At 71.2% G+C, this 14,645-nt stretch carries 19 protein-coding genes; 11 read left to right on the top strand and 8 right to left on the bottom strand.

The window, feature by feature from the left end; all coding sequences use genetic code 11:
- The first annotated feature begins 1,335 nt into the window (after positions 1–1,335).
- A complete protein-coding gene (locus SY2F82_RS06905; protein WP_308437751.1) occupies positions 1,336–1,683 on the top strand; it encodes an ANTAR domain-containing protein in 348 nt (115 codons plus the stop codon).
- 398 nt (positions 1,684–2,081) lie between these two features.
- Here SY2F82_RS06905 and SY2F82_RS06910 read toward each other — a convergent pair whose 3' ends face one another.
- The 4 genes from SY2F82_RS06910 to SY2F82_RS06925 all read right to left on the bottom strand — a co-directional run bounded on the left by SY2F82_RS06910 (position 2,082) and on the right by SY2F82_RS06925 (position 4,004).
- Positions 2,082–2,303: a hypothetical protein gene (locus tag SY2F82_RS06910; RefSeq protein ID WP_200418062.1), complete on the bottom strand. Its 222-nt coding sequence runs from the start codon at positions 2,301–2,303 to the stop codon at positions 2,082–2,084.
- A 98-nt stretch (positions 2,304–2,401) separates the two neighbouring features.
- Positions 2,402–2,770 carry a hypothetical protein gene (locus tag SY2F82_RS06915; protein WP_236041240.1) on the bottom strand — a complete coding sequence of 123 codons (369 nt, stop codon included), beginning with the start codon at positions 2,768–2,770 and terminating at the stop codon, positions 2,402–2,404.
- Positions 2,767–3,438 carry a hypothetical protein gene (locus tag SY2F82_RS06920; protein WP_107461336.1) on the bottom strand — a complete coding sequence of 224 codons (672 nt, stop codon included), beginning with the start codon at positions 3,436–3,438 and terminating at the stop codon, positions 2,767–2,769. Before SY2F82_RS06920 ends, SY2F82_RS06915 begins: the two co-directional genes overlap by 4 nt.
- The gene (locus SY2F82_RS06925) at positions 3,429–4,004 is read right to left on the bottom strand and encodes an RNA polymerase sigma factor (RefSeq protein ID WP_171151366.1); all 576 of its coding nucleotides are present in this window, start codon (positions 4,002–4,004) and stop codon (positions 3,429–3,431) included. The genes SY2F82_RS06920 and SY2F82_RS06925 overlap by 10 nt, the downstream gene beginning before the upstream one ends.
- A 153-nt stretch (positions 4,005–4,157) precedes the next feature.
- On the opposite strand from SY2F82_RS06925, the gene SY2F82_RS06930 reads away from it, so the two are divergent.
- From SY2F82_RS06930 to SY2F82_RS06960, 7 genes are all read left to right on the top strand, one after another.
- The gene (locus tag SY2F82_RS06930; RefSeq protein ID WP_200418063.1) at positions 4,158–4,649 is read left to right on the top strand and encodes an Asp23/Gls24 family envelope stress response protein; all 492 of its coding nucleotides are present in this window, start codon (positions 4,158–4,160) and stop codon (positions 4,647–4,649) included.
- Between the two features lie 84 nt (positions 4,650–4,733).
- On the top strand, positions 4,734–4,901 hold the full coding sequence (locus SY2F82_RS06935) for a hypothetical protein (protein ID WP_030645371.1): 168 nt from the start codon (positions 4,734–4,736) through the stop codon (positions 4,899–4,901).
- A complete protein-coding gene (locus SY2F82_RS06940; protein WP_030645373.1) occupies positions 4,898–5,305 on the top strand; it encodes an Asp23/Gls24 family envelope stress response protein in 408 nt (135 codons plus the stop codon). The genes SY2F82_RS06935 and SY2F82_RS06940 overlap by 4 nt, the downstream gene beginning before the upstream one ends.
- 112 nt (positions 5,306–5,417) lie before the next feature.
- Positions 5,418–6,044, top strand: coding sequence for a DUF6286 domain-containing protein (locus SY2F82_RS06945; RefSeq protein WP_236041241.1), 627 nt, complete (start codon positions 5,418–5,420; stop codon positions 6,042–6,044).
- A gap of 27 nt (positions 6,045–6,071) precedes the next feature.
- On the top strand, positions 6,072–6,680 hold the full coding sequence (locus SY2F82_RS06950; RefSeq protein ID WP_200418065.1) for an alkaline shock response membrane anchor protein AmaP: 609 nt from the start codon (positions 6,072–6,074) through the stop codon (positions 6,678–6,680).
- 85 nt (positions 6,681–6,765) lie between these two features.
- Positions 6,766–6,921 (top strand): DUF6131 family protein, encoded by a 156-nt coding sequence (locus SY2F82_RS06955; RefSeq protein ID WP_099054839.1) that lies wholly within the window; start codon positions 6,766–6,768, stop codon positions 6,919–6,921.
- Positions 6,922–7,271: 350 nt separating this feature from the next.
- The gene (locus SY2F82_RS06960; protein ID WP_200418066.1) at positions 7,272–8,513 is read left to right on the top strand and encodes a PP2C family protein-serine/threonine phosphatase; all 1,242 of its coding nucleotides are present in this window, start codon (positions 7,272–7,274) and stop codon (positions 8,511–8,513) included.
- A gap of 62 nt (positions 8,514–8,575) precedes the next feature.
- Here SY2F82_RS06960 and SY2F82_RS06965 read toward each other — a convergent pair whose 3' ends face one another.
- A complete protein-coding gene (locus tag SY2F82_RS06965) occupies positions 8,576–9,181 on the bottom strand; it encodes a DUF5994 family protein (RefSeq protein WP_200418067.1) in 606 nt (201 codons plus the stop codon).
- A 344-nt stretch (positions 9,182–9,525) separates the two neighbouring features.
- Here SY2F82_RS06965 and SY2F82_RS06970 point away from each other — a divergent pair, with 344 nt between their 5' ends.
- The 3 genes from SY2F82_RS06970 (at position 9,526) to SY2F82_RS06980 (ending at position 12,594) form a co-directional block, all read left to right on the top strand.
- The gene (locus tag SY2F82_RS06970; RefSeq protein ID WP_200418068.1) at positions 9,526–10,218 is read left to right on the top strand and encodes a DUF5994 family protein; all 693 of its coding nucleotides are present in this window, start codon (positions 9,526–9,528) and stop codon (positions 10,216–10,218) included.
- A 124-nt stretch (positions 10,219–10,342) separates the two neighbouring features.
- Positions 10,343–11,206 carry a slipin family protein gene (locus SY2F82_RS06975; protein WP_200418069.1) on the top strand — a complete coding sequence of 288 codons (864 nt, stop codon included), beginning with the start codon at positions 10,343–10,345 and terminating at the stop codon, positions 11,204–11,206.
- Positions 11,207–11,325: 119 nt separating this feature from the next.
- Positions 11,326–12,594, top strand: a complete 1,269-nt coding sequence (locus SY2F82_RS06980) for an ATP-binding protein (protein WP_200418070.1) — start codon at positions 11,326–11,328, stop codon at positions 12,592–12,594.
- Positions 12,595–12,633: 39 nt separating this feature from the next.
- On the opposite strand, the gene SY2F82_RS06985 is transcribed toward SY2F82_RS06980, so the two are convergent.
- From SY2F82_RS06985 to SY2F82_RS06995, 3 genes are all read right to left on the bottom strand, one after another.
- Positions 12,634–13,119, bottom strand: a complete 486-nt coding sequence (locus SY2F82_RS06985) for a DUF5994 family protein (protein WP_069777876.1) — start codon at positions 13,117–13,119, stop codon at positions 12,634–12,636.
- A 283-nt stretch (positions 13,120–13,402) separates the two neighbouring features.
- A complete protein-coding gene (locus SY2F82_RS39805) occupies positions 13,403–13,927 on the bottom strand; it encodes a hypothetical protein (RefSeq protein ID WP_373304000.1) in 525 nt (174 codons plus the stop codon).
- A 6-nt stretch (positions 13,928–13,933) separates the two neighbouring features.
- The gene (locus SY2F82_RS06995) at positions 13,934–14,470 is read right to left on the bottom strand and encodes a DUF5994 family protein (protein ID WP_030645391.1); all 537 of its coding nucleotides are present in this window, start codon (positions 14,468–14,470) and stop codon (positions 13,934–13,936) included.
- Positions 14,471–14,645 lie beyond the last annotated feature (175 nt).

The following is a 14,645-nucleotide window of genomic DNA, read 5'->3' on the forward strand; positions in this document are numbered from 1 at the left end:
AGGTTCGTTCCGGGCACGGTCCAGCTGCCGACGCGACGGCCCTGGACGGCGAGCTGGTCGTACGGGAAATCCAGCAGGCTCGCCTTCGAGCGACTCCAGGGTCGCCTCCAGCGGCGCGGTGCCGGCGCTGCCCGGCTCGCCGAGCAGTGGCCCGCCCACTTCGTCGCCTTCGACTTGTTGCGCCCGGCGGGCACCGACACGACCAGATGGCCGTACGCGGGCGCCGCAGGGCTGCTCTGGAACGCCTCTTTGCCGAACAGAACCTCACCGCGCCGTGGGCGCTGTGCCCGTCGTTCCCGCTGACCTGGGGATTCACGAAACTGCGGACAGAGCCCTGAAAACGGCCAGGGCTACTTGTCGCCCGAGCCGGACGGGAGCCGACCCGCAGGTCCACCGCGGCCCGGTCCGTGAGGCGGGGAGCAAGGCTGCGGCTCAACCGGGCGAGGGCCTCGTCCACCTCCAGAGTCTGACCGAGCACGTCACGTCGGGACCAGCCGTCCGTCACCACGCAGGCACCTGTCGTCGTCCCCGCGTGCCGCACGCCTCTCGGCCGGCGCCCACAACAGCGGGCAGCGCTCCCGCGGGATGAGGGCACCTCCCGGGTCACGATGGCACAGATCGTGCGTGGAACTCCCCGTCGCCACCCGCCACACCAACGGCGGGGCCATGGGCGCCATCGCGGGGCGCCGTCACTGCGGTCACGTCAGCGGCTCCCCCGGCTCGTTGGCTGAACCGGAGGAGCCTGAGTCGAGCCGGCCCCATGGATGCGCTGCTGAACGCGGCCCACCTCCGGGTCCCCCTCCCGAGTCCCCCGCACCCGAATGCCTGCCGCGATGTCCGACAGGCGCTCAATCGGAGCCGCGACCGGTCGTGCGCAGAACCCCGGGAGGAGGGGATGCTCTGGGACGCCACGATCAGGACGTCTTTTTCCGGCTGCGGTTGATGCACTCCGAACGCACGGCCGTCCGCGTCGGCACCGGAGAGCCTCGAACCGACTCTGAAGACGGTCAGCCGAGCCAGGACGACACCACCCGGCCTCGTGATCCTGCCCCGGCGTCTGGTGGTCGAGCAGTCCTTCGCCCGATCAGGCGCGCCCGCAGGCACCGCGACCATGGACGGAACATCCCTCGATCCGAGCGGTACTGATCGTCGCAGGGCAGGGCCCACCGTCATGGCCGAGTTGAACCCTGAGTGAGCTCCGCTCCAACGGCCGCTGCGCGCCGTGGAACGGGATGCACGAAAACGGCAACCTGGGGTAATAGTCGAACTGTCGTCCTCGCAATTCCGTACGGCACCGGCGACCCGGACGGGAAACCCGAGGTCTGGGATGTGACCATGATGGAAGACTCTTCGAACGGCACCCCGATGCGGCTCGAGGGGCACTTGGTTCCGGCACGGACACCGCTCCTGAACAAGATCAGCGAGTTGCAGACGGAAATCGGTCAGCTGCAGGAGGCCGTCGTCTCCCACACCGTGGTGGACCAAGCGATCGGTGTGGTCATCACCCTCGGTGGCCTGCGTCCCGAGCAGGGCTTCCAACTGCTACGAGAGGTCTCACAGCACACCAATACAAAACTGCGGCAGGTCTCCGAACTGATCGTGGAGTGGGTACACAGCGAACAGCTGCCCGATGAGATCCGCACCTCCCTGGACAAGGCACTGGCCACCGCACGGTCCATCTGAACGCAGCACAGCTCTGCCGCCCGCGTTCCGAGCCGGACGGCAGGGCGGGCGGACGAGTTGAATGCCAGCTCACTTCCGAACCCGCACGCGACGCGACCTCCGCTCAACGCGTCCCGGAACCCATCTGACCAAAACGTCGCACGCCAGACTTACCGGCGGTCGCTGATGACGCACGCTCCGGAGCACTCGCCGGCGTGCCCGCAAGGGCCCCACGATCACGGAGTCTCCCCCGAGTCGCGCGAACGGTTGCGTGGTTGCCGTGTGCAGCGGATCGGACGCCTCCTGCGCGGCCGGCAGCCGCCCGGCCGACAACAGGAGCGGGCCGGCGCCGCGAAGCACCCGGGACAGCGGGCCCGTCGCCGTCTCCGGCACCGGCGGCAACGGTCCCGTCAGGCCGGTCAGGGCCGCGTCGGGGTCAAACAGACCCGCTCGGCGGCGCCGTCCTCGTCCACCAGACCGGCCGCGGACCAGTCGGCCAGTCCCGGCGCCAGCACGCGGCACACCCGTCTGAGCCCCTCGACCGCGTCCAGCGTGCTCGACAGCGCCGCCGCGCTCCGGGTGGCGAACGCCAGCCGGTCGAGCGCCGCTCGCAGCGCCGCGTCCGCGTCATCCTCGTCCATGGCGACCACCTGCCCGCCTGGGGGCTCTACGGCCGCTTCCGCCCTGGGAAACCAGCTTGCCGAACGACGGTTCGCGGGGCCTGTGCCCGCGCCGCCGCTCATGCCGCGTCGCGCCAGGCGGCGATACCGGTCACCGTGACCGCGACGGTGACCGGCTCCGCGGCACCGTGGGTGGCGAGGTGGGTGACGAGGGCGGCTGTCACCCGGGCGTGGACGATTCGGGCGATGTCCAGCGCCCGCCGACCCTCCGTCAGGACGCAGCGCACCTCGATGTGCCATCCCGAACCGTCCGGCGCCCGGTCGGCGCGTACGCCGGCCTCAGGTGGCGTGGTGTCCGCCCGGGTGGGCGCGGCGGCTGCCGCGAGGCGCCGGGCGAGGCGGGGCTGCAGGGCTGCCACGCCAGGAACCGCGAGGGCTGCCTCGGCCGCGACGCCGGGGAGCGCGGTGGTGCCGGTGGCGGTCATCATGCGCCACCGCCCGTCGGGAGGCGGGGACCGAGGGTCGGTCCCGGTTCCAGTACGTCGGCCACGGTGATGTCGACGGCTGTCACCGTGAGCCCCAGGTCCTGTCCGGCCGAGTGGAGGACCGATCGGCGTACCTGGTGGACCCGGTCGGGCAGCGGGCGGTCGAGGGCGGCGGCCAGGGTCATGGTCACCCGCACGTCGGTGCCGTTGCCCTCGGGTACGAGCCGGCAGGTCGCGGCCCTGGCACCGGGGACCGTGTCCGCGGCCCGCCTCAGCACCTTGGCCGCGGCGCTCTCGGCGATCCGCAGGTCCCGGTCGGGGTCGGCCAGGGGCAGCAGCCGCCCGAACCGGACCTCTGCCCTGACGACGTCCATGACCCGGTCGGCGAGTGCGTGCAGGCCCGGAGGGTCCTCGTCGCGCAGCGTCCGGGCGGCCGCGTTCACCGTGGCCAGTCCCTCGACCGCCTCTCGGCAGTATGGACAGGACACCGGGTGCGGGTCCGCGGCCGGTGGTGCGTCCCGCGCCTGTTCCCAGACCCGGCTGAGCAGGCGGCCGCAGGGCAGTACCTCATCGCCTGCGATCGGGGGCACGTCGGCGGCGGCCCAGCCGTTGCGGGGCCCGCCGGCTCCGGGCGGTTCGGGAGGCCGCGTGTGCGGGTCGTCTAGCGCCATGAGCCCATCGCCTCCTGCAGGGATCGGCGTGCCCTGAACAGTCTGCCGCGTACCGTCTGCTCGTCGGTACGCGTCACGTGCGCTATCTCCTTGTAGGGCAGGCCCTGCACCTCCCTCAGGATCCAGCAGACCCGCTGTCCGGCGTCCAGCTCGGCGAGCGCGCGGAACAGGGCGGCCATGGCCGCGTCCTCCTCGGCGGTCCGGGCGGGCTGGCTCCACGCGTCGCCCGCCGCGGGTTCGGCGACGGTGTCCAGGGAAAGAGGCGGCGGCCGTCGGTGGCACATGGTCTGGCAGCGGTTGACGGTGATCCGGTACATCCAGGTGTGGAACTCCGCCCTGTGGCGGTATTCCGGCAGGTGGCGCCAGGCGCTGACGAAGGCGTCCTGAACGGCCTCCTCGGCGTCCTGGGGGTTGCCCAGCATGCAACGGGCCAGGGTCAGCAGGGACCGGCTGTGCCGCTGGACGAGAACGGCGAAGGAGTCCTCGTCTCCCTCGGCCGCCCGTACCGCCAGCAGGCGGTCGGGCAGGTCGCACCCCAGTCGTGGGGAAGCAGTGCGTTCGATCATGACGCTCCCACGCAGGCTCGGAACGATCGTGTACCCCTGATACGAGTTGTGACGCACATCACATGCCAGACGCGTGAGGATTGTGCCGCCCGGTATGTCCAACGTTCGACGGGCACCATTCCGGTGTCCGGCCGACCGATCGAGGCGACCGCCATGACGGACAACATCACCAGCGTCGGCGGGGGCAGCCGGCCCGAAGCGGGCGTGAGCGCGCTCAAGGGCCGCACCGGGGCCGGGGCTCCGGCCGAGACACGGGGCAGGACCACCATCGCGGACGGTGTGGTGGCCAAGATCGCGGGCATGGCCGCCCGCGAGGTACCGGGCATCCACAGCCTGGGCGCGGGGATGGCCCGCGCCTTCGGCACCATGCGCGAACGCGTCCCCGGCGCAGGCGGAGGCGGAGCGGTCACCCGCGGCGTCAAGGTCGAGGTCGGGGAACGGCAGGCCGCGGTGGACCTGGACGTCGTCGTCGAGTACGGCGTCTCCATCGTCGACGTCGCGGGCGGCGTACGCACCAATGTCATCAGCGCCGTGGAGCGGATGACGGGCCTGGAGGTCGTCGAGGTGAACATCGCCGTCGACGACGTCCACCTGCCCGACGACGAGGAGGAACAGACCGGACCGGACGAGGGCCGCGTGAGGTGACCGCTGCCGGGAGCACCGCCGTGTCCTCGGGCACGAGCGGATGATCACGGCGGGAGGGACACTCGCGAGACGGGTGAGTGCGAGATGAACACAGCAACGACGGGACTCGCGGCCGGTATGGCCCTCGGCTTCGCCGGCTACTTCGGCGGCTTCTGGGCGTTTCTGCTGGTGCTGGTCCTGGGCGCGGCGGGGCTGATCGTCGGCCTCGTCGTACAGGGCGACCTGGACCTCCGGACACGGAGGCAGCGGTGAAGACCCGGCCCGGTTCCCCCGGTGAGGGGTCGGGCCCGCCGGCGCCGGCCGCCGGGCTGCCGCCCCCGGCCGAGCGGGGCGCCACCGTCATCCCGGACAGGGTGGTCGCCCGTATCGCCGCGCAGGCCGCGCGCGCGGCGCAGGCGCGGCGCGCCGCGGTACCGCCCGATCGGGGCGGACCTGCGGCACCCCACGCCTCCGCCGCCGTCCGTACCGGATCGGTGCGCCTGCATCTGACCATGGACCTGCCCTACCCCACCGACATCCCGCGTGTCTGCGAGCGGATCCAGCGGGACGTCGCCGAACGGGTCGCCCAGCTGACCGGGCTGCGAGTGGGAGAGGTCCTCCTCACCGTCCGGCGGCTGGTGACCGCCACCGACTCGAGCCGGGGGCGGGTCCGGTGAGCGGCCGGGCGGCCCGGGTCACCGGGCACGCCGTGCAGGAAGGGCGATCGTGATGACATCCGGTCCACGTCCCCCGGGCCGCGGCTCCGCGTCGTCCGGGCACCGTGCCGCAGTGCCGCTGACGAAGGAGCCCGATCCTCCCGAACGCGACATGTCCACCTCGGACCTCACAGCCGGTGAGCGCGAAGGAGGGCACCGAACCCGTCGCAAGTGGTCGGCGCGCAGCGTCACGGCGGCGCTGGTCGCCGCGGTGATCCTCGTGGCCGCGGTCGCGGCGCTCGTCGACGTCGTCGCCGTACGGGCGGGACGTCCGGCGGCGGCCTGGCGACGGCATCTGGCCGACGAACTGGCAACCCGCCCGGTGGACGACGTGTGGATGCTGACGGGAGCCGCCGTGGCCGCCGCCGTCGGCGTCTGGCTGATCGTCCTGGCCCTCACCCCCGGTCAGCGCCGTTGGCTGCCCCTGCGCTCACCCGCCGGCTGCCCGCGCTTGCGGGCCTTTGTGGACCGCGACGGAGCCGCCGTCCTGCTGCGCGACGCCGCCATGCGGGTCCCCGGAGTCGGCGCGGCGCACGTCCGGGTGGGCCGCCACCGCATCAAAGCCCGCGCGGAGGTCCGCTTCCGCGAGCCCCGACAGGTGAAGGACGACCTCACCGCCGTCCTCGACGAGGAGCGCGACCGGCTCGCCCTCGCCCGTCCTCCCCGCATCGCCGTACGGACGCGGCGACGCACCCGTTGACCCAAACCCGGAGCACCGGAGCCCGCCATGACGCCGCGATCCGCTCTCAACCGCACGCTGCTGGCCCTCGCCGGGCTGGTTTTCCTCGGCGGCGGACTGCTCATCCTGTTCGCCGGGCTCGATCTCTACCGGCGGCACGATCTGGCCCTGCCCGCCGGCTGGCCCCTGACCACCCCGGCCGACGTCCTGCTCGGCTCCGCCGACCGGGCCCGCTGGAGCAGCCAGGGCTGGTGGTGGTGGCCCGCGGTCATCGCCGCCCTCGTCCTCACCGCCCTGCTCGCCCTGTGGTGGCTGCTCGCCCAGCTGAGCCGACACCGCCCCGGCTCACTGCCCGTCGGCGGCACACCCCCGCAGGAAGGCGTCGAACTGCGCGACCGCGCACTCAGCGAAGCGATCGCGAACGAAGCCGGTGCCCTGCCAAGGGTAGGCCATGCGGCCGTAGTCATCACCGGCCGACCGGGCCGCCACCGCACCCGCATCGACCTGACCCTCACCCCCGAGGGCACGCCCGGCGCCACTCTCGGTGCGCTGTGCGAAGGCCCGCTCGGCACCGCGCGTCGGTCCACCGGCCTCATCGACATGCCCGCCGAGGTCCGGCTACAGGTCAGCCGCCACGGACCACACCGCGTGGAGTAAGGAGGAGATCGGCCGTTCCCGCCGACGCCCTTGCGGCCCACCGCGGTTCGCGGGCGCGCCGGCACCACTCCCCGAAGGAGACATCATGATCATCCTGGGCGTCATTCTGCTCGTCGTCGGCTTCCTCACCGGCCTGTCCATCCTGTGGACCATCGGGATCATCCTGCTGGTCGTCGGAGCCATCCTGTGGATCCTCGGCGCGATGGGACACGCCGTCGCCGGTCGACGCCACTACTGGTAGGCGGGATCATTGCCCTGCAGGGCAGTGATCCAGGCTGCGGGCAGGCCGGCAGACGGCGCGGACCCCACCAAGATGTTCGCGGCGGCGGACGACGACGGCGGAGAGGTCGAGCCGGCGGAGGCCGCCGCCGGTGCCGGCCAGCCGCCGCGGCTCGGACGCGGGGCGCCCGGTGGCCGTTGTGCCGGTCCTCGCCGCACGAGCGCACGGCCGACTCGTTGGGGAGTCGGTGGATCGGCCCCCACGGTCCGGGCGGAAGTTCCCCACCGCGTCGGCCGGTGAGTCTCCGTCGGGAGTTCGTATGCACGGCACCTTCGTGAGGATCCGCCCGAACGTCCCCCGGGGCCACGGCGATGACGGGTGGTGAGCGGCAAGGACCCGCGGAAGGCTCCACCCGGTCGGAGCACTTCGGGGAGGAGTTTCTGGGAGTCCTGCTGGACCAGGGGCACGAGTTGCCGCCGCACCAGCTCGGTCCGCTCGTCGCACGGCAGATCGGCATGCTCGACGGCCGCGAGACCTCGCTCTTCCTGCAGGACTACGGCCAGGTGTGGCTCGTCCCCCTGCCGGGCGACGGGCTGGCAGCCGGGGAACCGCAGCCGATCGACGGCTCCGACGCCGGACGCGCCTTCCGGGAAGCGCGTCCCGTCGAGGTTTCGCAGGCCGACGGTGTGCGGGTCTACCTTCCCCTGCTGGACGGTGGAGACCAGGTGGGAGTGATGGCCGTCACCCTGGACCACCTCCAGGACGACGAGCGACGGCTGCTGCGCAGGCTCGCCTCACTCGTGGCCGACATGCTGGTGACCAAGCACGGTTACACCGATCTGTTCTTCCGGCTGCGGCGCAGAGAACCGATGAGTGTGGCGGCGGAGATCCAGTGGTCGCTGCTGCCACCGCTGGCGATGTCCACGCCCCGGGTCGAGCTGGCCGGGATGCTGGAACCCGCCTACGACGTGGCCGGCGACAGCTTCGACTACGCCCTCAACGGCGATGTCCTGCATGTGGCCATGGTCGACGCGATGGGCCACGGACTGGACGCCGCCACGATGGCCACGGTGGTCATCGGAGCCTACCGGCATGCCCGGCGCATCAGCGTCGGCCTGTCGGAGATCTATACGTTCATGGACCGGGCCGTCGCCGAGCAGTTCGGCCCCGACCACTTCGTGACCGCTCAGATGATGCGGCTCAACACGGCCACGGGCAGGCTTCAGTGGGTCAACGCCGGACATCCCGCTCCTCTGTTGATCCGTGGACACCGTGTCGTACGACGGCTGCAGGGCCCGACGACGCTGCCCGTCGGCTTCGGCGGTCACGAGCCCCGGATCAGTGAAGTGGCTCTCATCCCCGGCGACCGGATCCTGTGCTTCACCGACGGACTGATAGAGGAGCGCGATGTCGGCGGTGAGGAATTCAGTGAGGAGCAGCTCATCGGGTGGGTGAACCGCCTTGAGCCCACGGCGCAGCAGATCCGGACGGTGGCGCGCTCCCTCTCCCACACGCTGCAACGGGCGCGGGGCGGGATCACGACGGACGATGCGACGCTCCTGCTGATCGAATGGCGCGGGAGCGCCACCGACGACCTCGCCCTCCCGGAGTGAGCCGGCCTCCCGCCCCCAGGGAAAGGCCGACGGCACGCAGCCTTTCCCCCACTGCCGATCTCTCACACTCCTGCTGCCGCGGTGGGCACGTGACGGGTGACCGGTCCGTCAGGAGTGCGTGAGGCGGGGGTGGGGGCGTCGTGTCCGCCTTCGGAGTCCCAGACCGCCTCCCGAAGCGAGTCCGAGTAGGCCGCTGCCTCTGCCGCGGCCCGGAAACGTTCGGCCTCACGGATCAGGCCGCTCGCCGGAAGGCTCCGCAACGGGTCGGTGGCCGTGGCCATGAGCCGGGCTGCGGTGGCCGGGGCTGTCTCCGGTGGGATCACCAGCAGGTCCCAGCGGCCGAAGGTGTGGGACAGCAGCAACAGCTTGTGCGGGTCCTGCCCGGCGTTGGACCAGCCGACGCGCACCATGTGGCCGTGCGCGGGCACTTCACCCGGGATGACCGGCCACAACGTGCGGCTCACCGCTATCCGGGTGATCCGCCCCCACAGCGGGTCGAGACATTCGACGAGCGCCGGGAGCTCCTCCGTCAGGTTGCGCGAACGGGGCCACCAGGCACCGTCGATCAGGGCCGGAGGGGCGCCGGCCCGCGCCAGCGTCAGTCGGAGCGGTGACGAAGAAGGGGCCCGGTCTCCGACTGCGGGTGTGAACGGAATGGTCGCGGTCATGACGCGGACCCAACCCCGGGCCGGTCACGGCCGGCCCGGTTGCCATGAATCGCCGAGAACGACCCGGCGTGGAAGCCGGTGTACGAGATGCTCTCGGTAATCACCAGGATACTCCTCGCCGAGGCCCGGCGGACTGGCGGGGAGTGACGGGCTGAACGGAACGACACACGTCACAGAGCCAGGGGAGTGCTGGGCCGGGGCATGCGGGCCGTCGGGCGTGAGACCGGTCCGGGAGCCGGCATACGAAGGGCCCCGGCGCCCTCGGCCCACTGCCGCCGGTATCGACAGCCGCTTCACCGAATGCGGCGGCGTCTCCACAACCGCCCCGGCGTGTGCGGAGTACCGTGGACAGCACCGAGGGCATTTCGCACACCGGCTTCCACGCCGGGTCGTTCTCGGCGAGAGACGAAACCCGGGGCGCCGCCAAGGCGGCCCGGAGACGGGTCCGCATCATGTCGGCGACCTTGCACCAACTCCTGCCACACCACGAGCCCGTCGCAGCCCCGGCCGCGCGTCTCGCGCTGAAGACCGACGGCCCGTCGCGCGGCCTCCTGGACGGTGCCTGGTGGCCCCGCTCCCGGGACCTGCTGAGCGAGCTGCCCGCGCTGACCGATGTGCTGGACCCTCTGTGGGGCCGCATCACCCGCATCGCCGTCAACCCGACGTACTGGCCGGTCATCCCGCACGAGATCCCCGTGGGCGGTCATGTCGTCAAGGCCGGATGGTTCACCCCGGAGATCGACCCGCACAAGCTGCTGCTGCTCTCCTACGGCACCGGCCGCTGGGACCTGCTGGTCATCCCGCCCGAGACCGAGACGGAGTCGGCGGCCCGCCTGATGGCGGCCGCGTCCGACTACGACGGCCCACCGCTGACCGCAAGCGCTCTCATCGCCGCGGACGAGACCCGGCACGCCGTCTCCGCCGCCGACCGGCCACTCGAACCGGACGAGGCAGGGAAGCACGAGGAGGACGGCCCCGCCTCAGCGGCCGTTCCGGCACGGACGGATCGCGCCAGTCGCCTGGTCATCGGCATGTGAGACGGCCGCCACGACCGGTGCCTTCACGGGTTTCGGACCTGCCTCACGAGCCGGCGCAGGCACATGCAGGGGTCTCGACCGGCGAGTCTCCGCCCCACGTGGTCCTCGTCCCGAGGAGCAGTACATGCAAGCCCTGATCGTTCTCATCGTCGTGATCGGTCTTCTGGCCGTCCTGGCCCTCGCCCTGTCCGTGAAGGTCGTCAAGCAGTACGAGAAGGGAGTGCTGTTCCGCTTCGGCCGACTCGCCGGAACACGCTCCCCGGGACTGCGGTTCATCATCCCGTTCGTCGACGCCCTGTACCGGGTGTCGCTGCGGGTCGTCACCATGCCGATCCAGTCCCAGGGCATCATCACCCGGGACAACGTGAGCGTGGACGTGTCGGCGGTCGCCTACTTCCGGGTCGTCGACGCCGTGAAGTCGGTCGTCGCCGTGGAGAACGTCAACGCGGCGATCAACCAGATCGCCCAGACCACCCTGCGGAAGGTCGTCGGCCGGCACACGCTCGACGAGACGCTGTCGGAGACGGACCGTATCAACCTGGACATCCGCCAGATCCTGGACGTCACCACCGTCGACTGGGGTGTGCAGGTCACCCTGGTCGAGCTCAAGGACATCCAGCTGCCCGACACCATGAAGCGCGCCATGGCCCGCCAGGCCGAGGCCGAGCGGGAGAAGCGAGCGAAGATCATCAACGCGGAGGGTGAGTCCCTGGCCGCAGCCGCGCTCGGCGACGCCTCGGACACCATGATGGCCCACCCCCTGGCGCTTCAACTGCGCAATCTCCAGAGCCTGGTGGAGATCGGTGTCGACCAGAACACCACCGTCGTCTTCCCGGCCCCCCTCATGAGCACGATCGGCGAGCTCGGCTCCTTCCTCGCCCGGGAAACCGCTGCCGCCGCACCCGCCGCGGCAGCGCCACCGGCCGGCACCGGCCGCACCCACACGTCCCTCAGCCCGGCAGGCAGCGCGCCCGGCACCGCGGCGTGAAGCCGACTACGGCCCGAGCGATCCGTGGCACCAGGGAGGATTCGTGACCGTCGCCTGTCGCGCGCATCCTCCGGGCACCGGCTGATGATGGGGGTACGGCCGAACACGCGGAGCTGATCATGACGGGTTGGCGGGTCAGGGACTACACCCAGGACGATCTCGAAGCGGTGATCCGTGTCGACATGCAGAGCGGCACGACCGAGGAGCCGCCGCTCTTCCCACTCTCGGACGCCGTGACGGCCCTCCAGACCCGCCACCCGGCCGTGGTGGCCACGGCCGACGACGTGCTGATCGGCGCCGCGGTAAGCAGGGTGGAGGGCGAACGGGCATGGATCCTGCGCATCTGCATGGCGCCCACCTGGCGGCAGCGCGGGCTGGGCAGTGCCCTGATCACCGCCCTTGAGCAACGCGTCTTCGCCGCCGGCGTCCGCGCGGTGCACGCCGCCCTGCCCGAGGGCGAGACCGGTGCCACCGCCCTGCGCAATTGCGACTTCGGCGCCCGCCCCGGGCTGGTCTTCTTCGAGAAACGCGGACCGGTGACCCCGCAGTCGGCCGGCACGCTGTCCTCGCTCGGAGCGGAGCTGCCGCCAGGGGGGCTCTGGCAGAAGGTCGCGGGCATGCAACGGGAGAAGCAGCTCATCGAGCGGCGCCTGGTCCTGCCGCTGGCCCATCCCGAACTGGCCGCCCAGCACGGAGTGGAACCGCCACGGGCGGTGATGCTGTTCGGCCCGCCCGGGACCGGCAAGAGCACGTTCGCGCACGCGATCGCCAGCCGCCTGGGATGGCCCTTCCTAGAGCTGTTCCCCGCCCGTCTGGCCGCCGAGTACGGCCTGGCGACCGGGCTGAACCGGCGCTTCGACGAGATCGCCCGGCTCGACCACGTCCTCGTCTTCATCGACGAGGTCGAGGAGGTCGCCGGCGAACGCGGCGGCGCGGACGCGACCGCCGTCGGCGTCGTCAACGAACTGCTCAAGGCGATCGTCCGGTTCCGAAGCCAGGACGGACGGCTGCTCGTCTGCGCCACGAACAACGTGACCACGCTCGACTCCGCGTTCCTGCGGCACGGCCGCTTCGACTACGTGCTGCCGATCGGCCCTCCCGACCACACCGCCAGGACCGCACTGTGGGAGAGCTACCTGGCCCGAGCGGGCACGCGGGCCGACAGCGCGGTACTCGCGTCCGCCAGTGAGGGGTTCACCCCCGCCGACATCGCCCACGCGGCGCGTACCGTCTCCCAGGCCCAGTTCGAGCGCACCTTCGACACCGGAACCCGGACCACCCCCACCACCGACGACTACCTGGACACGATCTGCGACACCAAGCCCACGGTCAGCGCTGCCATGGCCCGGGAATTCGCCCAGCAGACGGAGGAGTTCGCCCGCATCTAGCGTCCAGGCCGGGTGGGGAGTCGATCTGCGACGGACGTGTCAGGCCGGCGTAGGTGGCGTGTCGCTGCCCGTTTCGATGAGGATCTGCCTGGCCTCGGTGACGTTTTCGGCCCGTACGGCCCTGGCCATCGCGGCGCGTGCCGCGTCGGGCGACGTGTCCGGAGGAACCAGCAACAGAGAGAAAAGGTCCCCTTCGCCTCGGGTGATGAGGACGGTGTCGTCACCGACCGGGAAGGAGTCGATGTGCACGACCCGGTCGTCGACCATCACCCGGGTCGGCAGTTCGTCCCAGGCGCTGCCGTCCAGACCGACCCGGGTGACAGGCCCGAGATGCTCGGTCAACGCGGAGATCAGCGAGGGAAGCTCGGCACCGATGTCCCGGGACCGCGGCCACCATGCGCCGTCCAGGATTCCCTCGCGTGCGTGGGTGGTCTCCAGTCGCAGCAGGGCCGTTCCGGGTTTCACCGACCGGTGCACGGCGTCCGGCAGGAGCCTGGGGAAGTCGGGGGTGTCTGAGCCTGCCATGGTGTCCGCCCGTCCGCAGAGAGCAGTGCGACCGCACGGCGTGCGACCACGATACGACCCTGCTACCTCACGGTACTCCGCACGACGCGCCCGCGAGCGCTTCGCCGCAGGCGCGGTTGCGGAAACAGGCAACGGCTCCGGCGTATACCCGCCGGAGCCGCCCTTCCGGGTCATTGCACGTGAGCGTGCGCCGACCCGCTTTCCAGGTTACGTCAAAGGGACTAATCCGCCATAAGCAATCCTTGCGAGGGTTCACTTCGGTCCGAGAAGCCGACGCGGCGGTTCAGCCACGCCCTTCCTCTTCCGTCTCCATCTGCCGGATCCCCTGGTGCGTCAGCGTGATCATCCCGGGCGTGTTGCCCCTCTCCCAGTCCACGACGACCCAGCCTTCACCTGCCAGGTACATACAGGCAGCGGCCATGTCCTGCTCAGGGATACCCAGGTCCGTGCGGAGCTTCGCCCCATCGACACCCAGGAGGCGATTGCCCTCGGCGGCCTGGTACAGAGCCTGCATGATCCTCTCGCGGTACGTCTTCCGGTCCCGCAACATCGCCATGACGCGCCTTCCTCTACTGCCCACGGTCGGGCCGAAGCCGATGTCATCCGCGGTCGCCGTCGCGGTGGGGCGCGTCGGAACGGTCGCATCCACCGACCGACGGTGTCTCCGGGGCCGACGCCCGATCCCCGGCAGAACATCGCTGTAGTGGAAGGCAGCGATCCGTTCGGCGTGCTGGCCGTTGAGCCGGTGGATCAGAACGACTCCGACGGCGATCAGGACGAGCAGCACGGCCACGGCGATGACGAGCATGGGATCTCACCTCCGCCGACCGGCGGGCGAAGGCCCTGCCGAGCCGATGGGCCGGGGCAGGGACGACGGTCGACCTGCTCCGCCGTCGGCCTCCCAGGCTTCTTCCCTGTTTCGTGCATCGATCCTGTCTGCTGCTTGCTCCCGGGCCGAGGCATCGACGCCGTCGCCGACCATCAACTGCGCGGCGGCATCCGCACCGGTTTCCGGCGGAATCACCAGCACGTCCCGGCGGCCGTCAGCGGAGAAAAGAGTGAGTCTGTGGGGATCCTGCTCCTCGGTGGACCAGCCCACCTGCACGGTGCGCCCGGCGTAGGACACCCAGTGCGGCAGGACGGGCCAGTAGGCCGGGTGCACGGTGACACCCGTGATACGACCCCAGAGATCGCCCAATGCGGCCGTCAACGACGGCAGCTCACGGGTGAAGGCACGGGAGCGAGGCCACCACATACCGTCCAGCCCGCCCGGCGCGGGCGTCAGGGACAGCCGGGCCGGCTGCGGCGGCGCACATCTGATCGATGTCGTACGGTCAATGGTCACAGCCATGGCGCGGACCTGTCCCCGGGCTCGTGGGTGCGGCCCGGCGCTGTCGATCACCGGGAACGGCACCCGCGTCGGAGCCGGTGCGCGAAGAACTCCCGGTGTCTTCAACACTACTCCGCTAACCGGTCCGAAAAGCCCGGGATGACCAGGCAGTTTCCTACCTTCAGGACCTGGTCGC

Origin of the sequence: Streptomyces sp. Y2F8-2 (genome assembly GCF_014905555.1) — a bacterium.
Lineage (GTDB): Bacteria > Actinomycetota > Actinomycetes > Streptomycetales > Streptomycetaceae > Streptomyces > Streptomyces cynarae.

Coding starts and splice junctions, on each gene's coding strand:
- SY2F82_RS06905 (WP_308437751.1), top strand. CDS start 1,336: ATGATGGAAGACTCTTCGAACGGCACCCCGATGCGGCTCGAGGGGCAC.
- SY2F82_RS06935 (WP_030645371.1), top strand. CDS start 4,734: ATGAACACAGCAACGACGGGACTCGCGGCCGGTATGGCCCTCGGCTTC.
- SY2F82_RS06960 (WP_200418066.1), top strand. CDS start 7,272: ATGACGGGTGGTGAGCGGCAAGGACCCGCGGAAGGCTCCACCCGGTCG.
- SY2F82_RS06965 (WP_200418067.1), bottom strand. CDS start 9,181: ATGACCGCGACCATTCCGTTCACACCCGCAGTCGGAGACCGGGCCCCT.
- SY2F82_RS39805 (WP_373304000.1), bottom strand. CDS start 13,927: ATGCTCGTCATCGCCGTGGCCGTGCTGCTCGTCCTGATCGCCGTCGGA.
- SY2F82_RS06950 (WP_200418065.1), top strand. CDS start 6,072: ATGACGCCGCGATCCGCTCTCAACCGCACGCTGCTGGCCCTCGCCGGG.
- SY2F82_RS06915 (WP_236041240.1), bottom strand. CDS start 2,770: ATGATGACCGCCACCGGCACCACCGCGCTCCCCGGCGTCGCGGCCGAG.
- SY2F82_RS06925 (WP_171151366.1), bottom strand. CDS start 4,004: ATGATCGAACGCACTGCTTCCCCACGACTGGGGTGCGACCTGCCCGAC.
- SY2F82_RS06955 (WP_099054839.1), top strand. CDS start 6,766: ATGATCATCCTGGGCGTCATTCTGCTCGTCGTCGGCTTCCTCACCGGC.
- SY2F82_RS06920 (WP_107461336.1), bottom strand. CDS start 3,438: ATGGCGCTAGACGACCCGCACACGCGGCCTCCCGAACCGCCCGGAGCC.
- SY2F82_RS06930 (WP_200418063.1), top strand. CDS start 4,158: ATGACGGACAACATCACCAGCGTCGGCGGGGGCAGCCGGCCCGAAGCG.
- SY2F82_RS06985 (WP_069777876.1), bottom strand. CDS start 13,119: ATGGCAGGCTCAGACACCCCCGACTTCCCCAGGCTCCTGCCGGACGCC.
- SY2F82_RS06980 (WP_200418070.1), top strand. CDS start 11,326: ATGACGGGTTGGCGGGTCAGGGACTACACCCAGGACGATCTCGAAGCG.
- SY2F82_RS06910 (WP_200418062.1), bottom strand. CDS start 2,303: ATGGACGAGGATGACGCGGACGCGGCGCTGCGAGCGGCGCTCGACCGG.
- SY2F82_RS06995 (WP_030645391.1), bottom strand. CDS start 14,470: ATGGCTGTGACCATTGACCGTACGACATCGATCAGATGTGCGCCGCCG.
- SY2F82_RS06975 (WP_200418069.1), top strand. CDS start 10,343: ATGCAAGCCCTGATCGTTCTCATCGTCGTGATCGGTCTTCTGGCCGTC.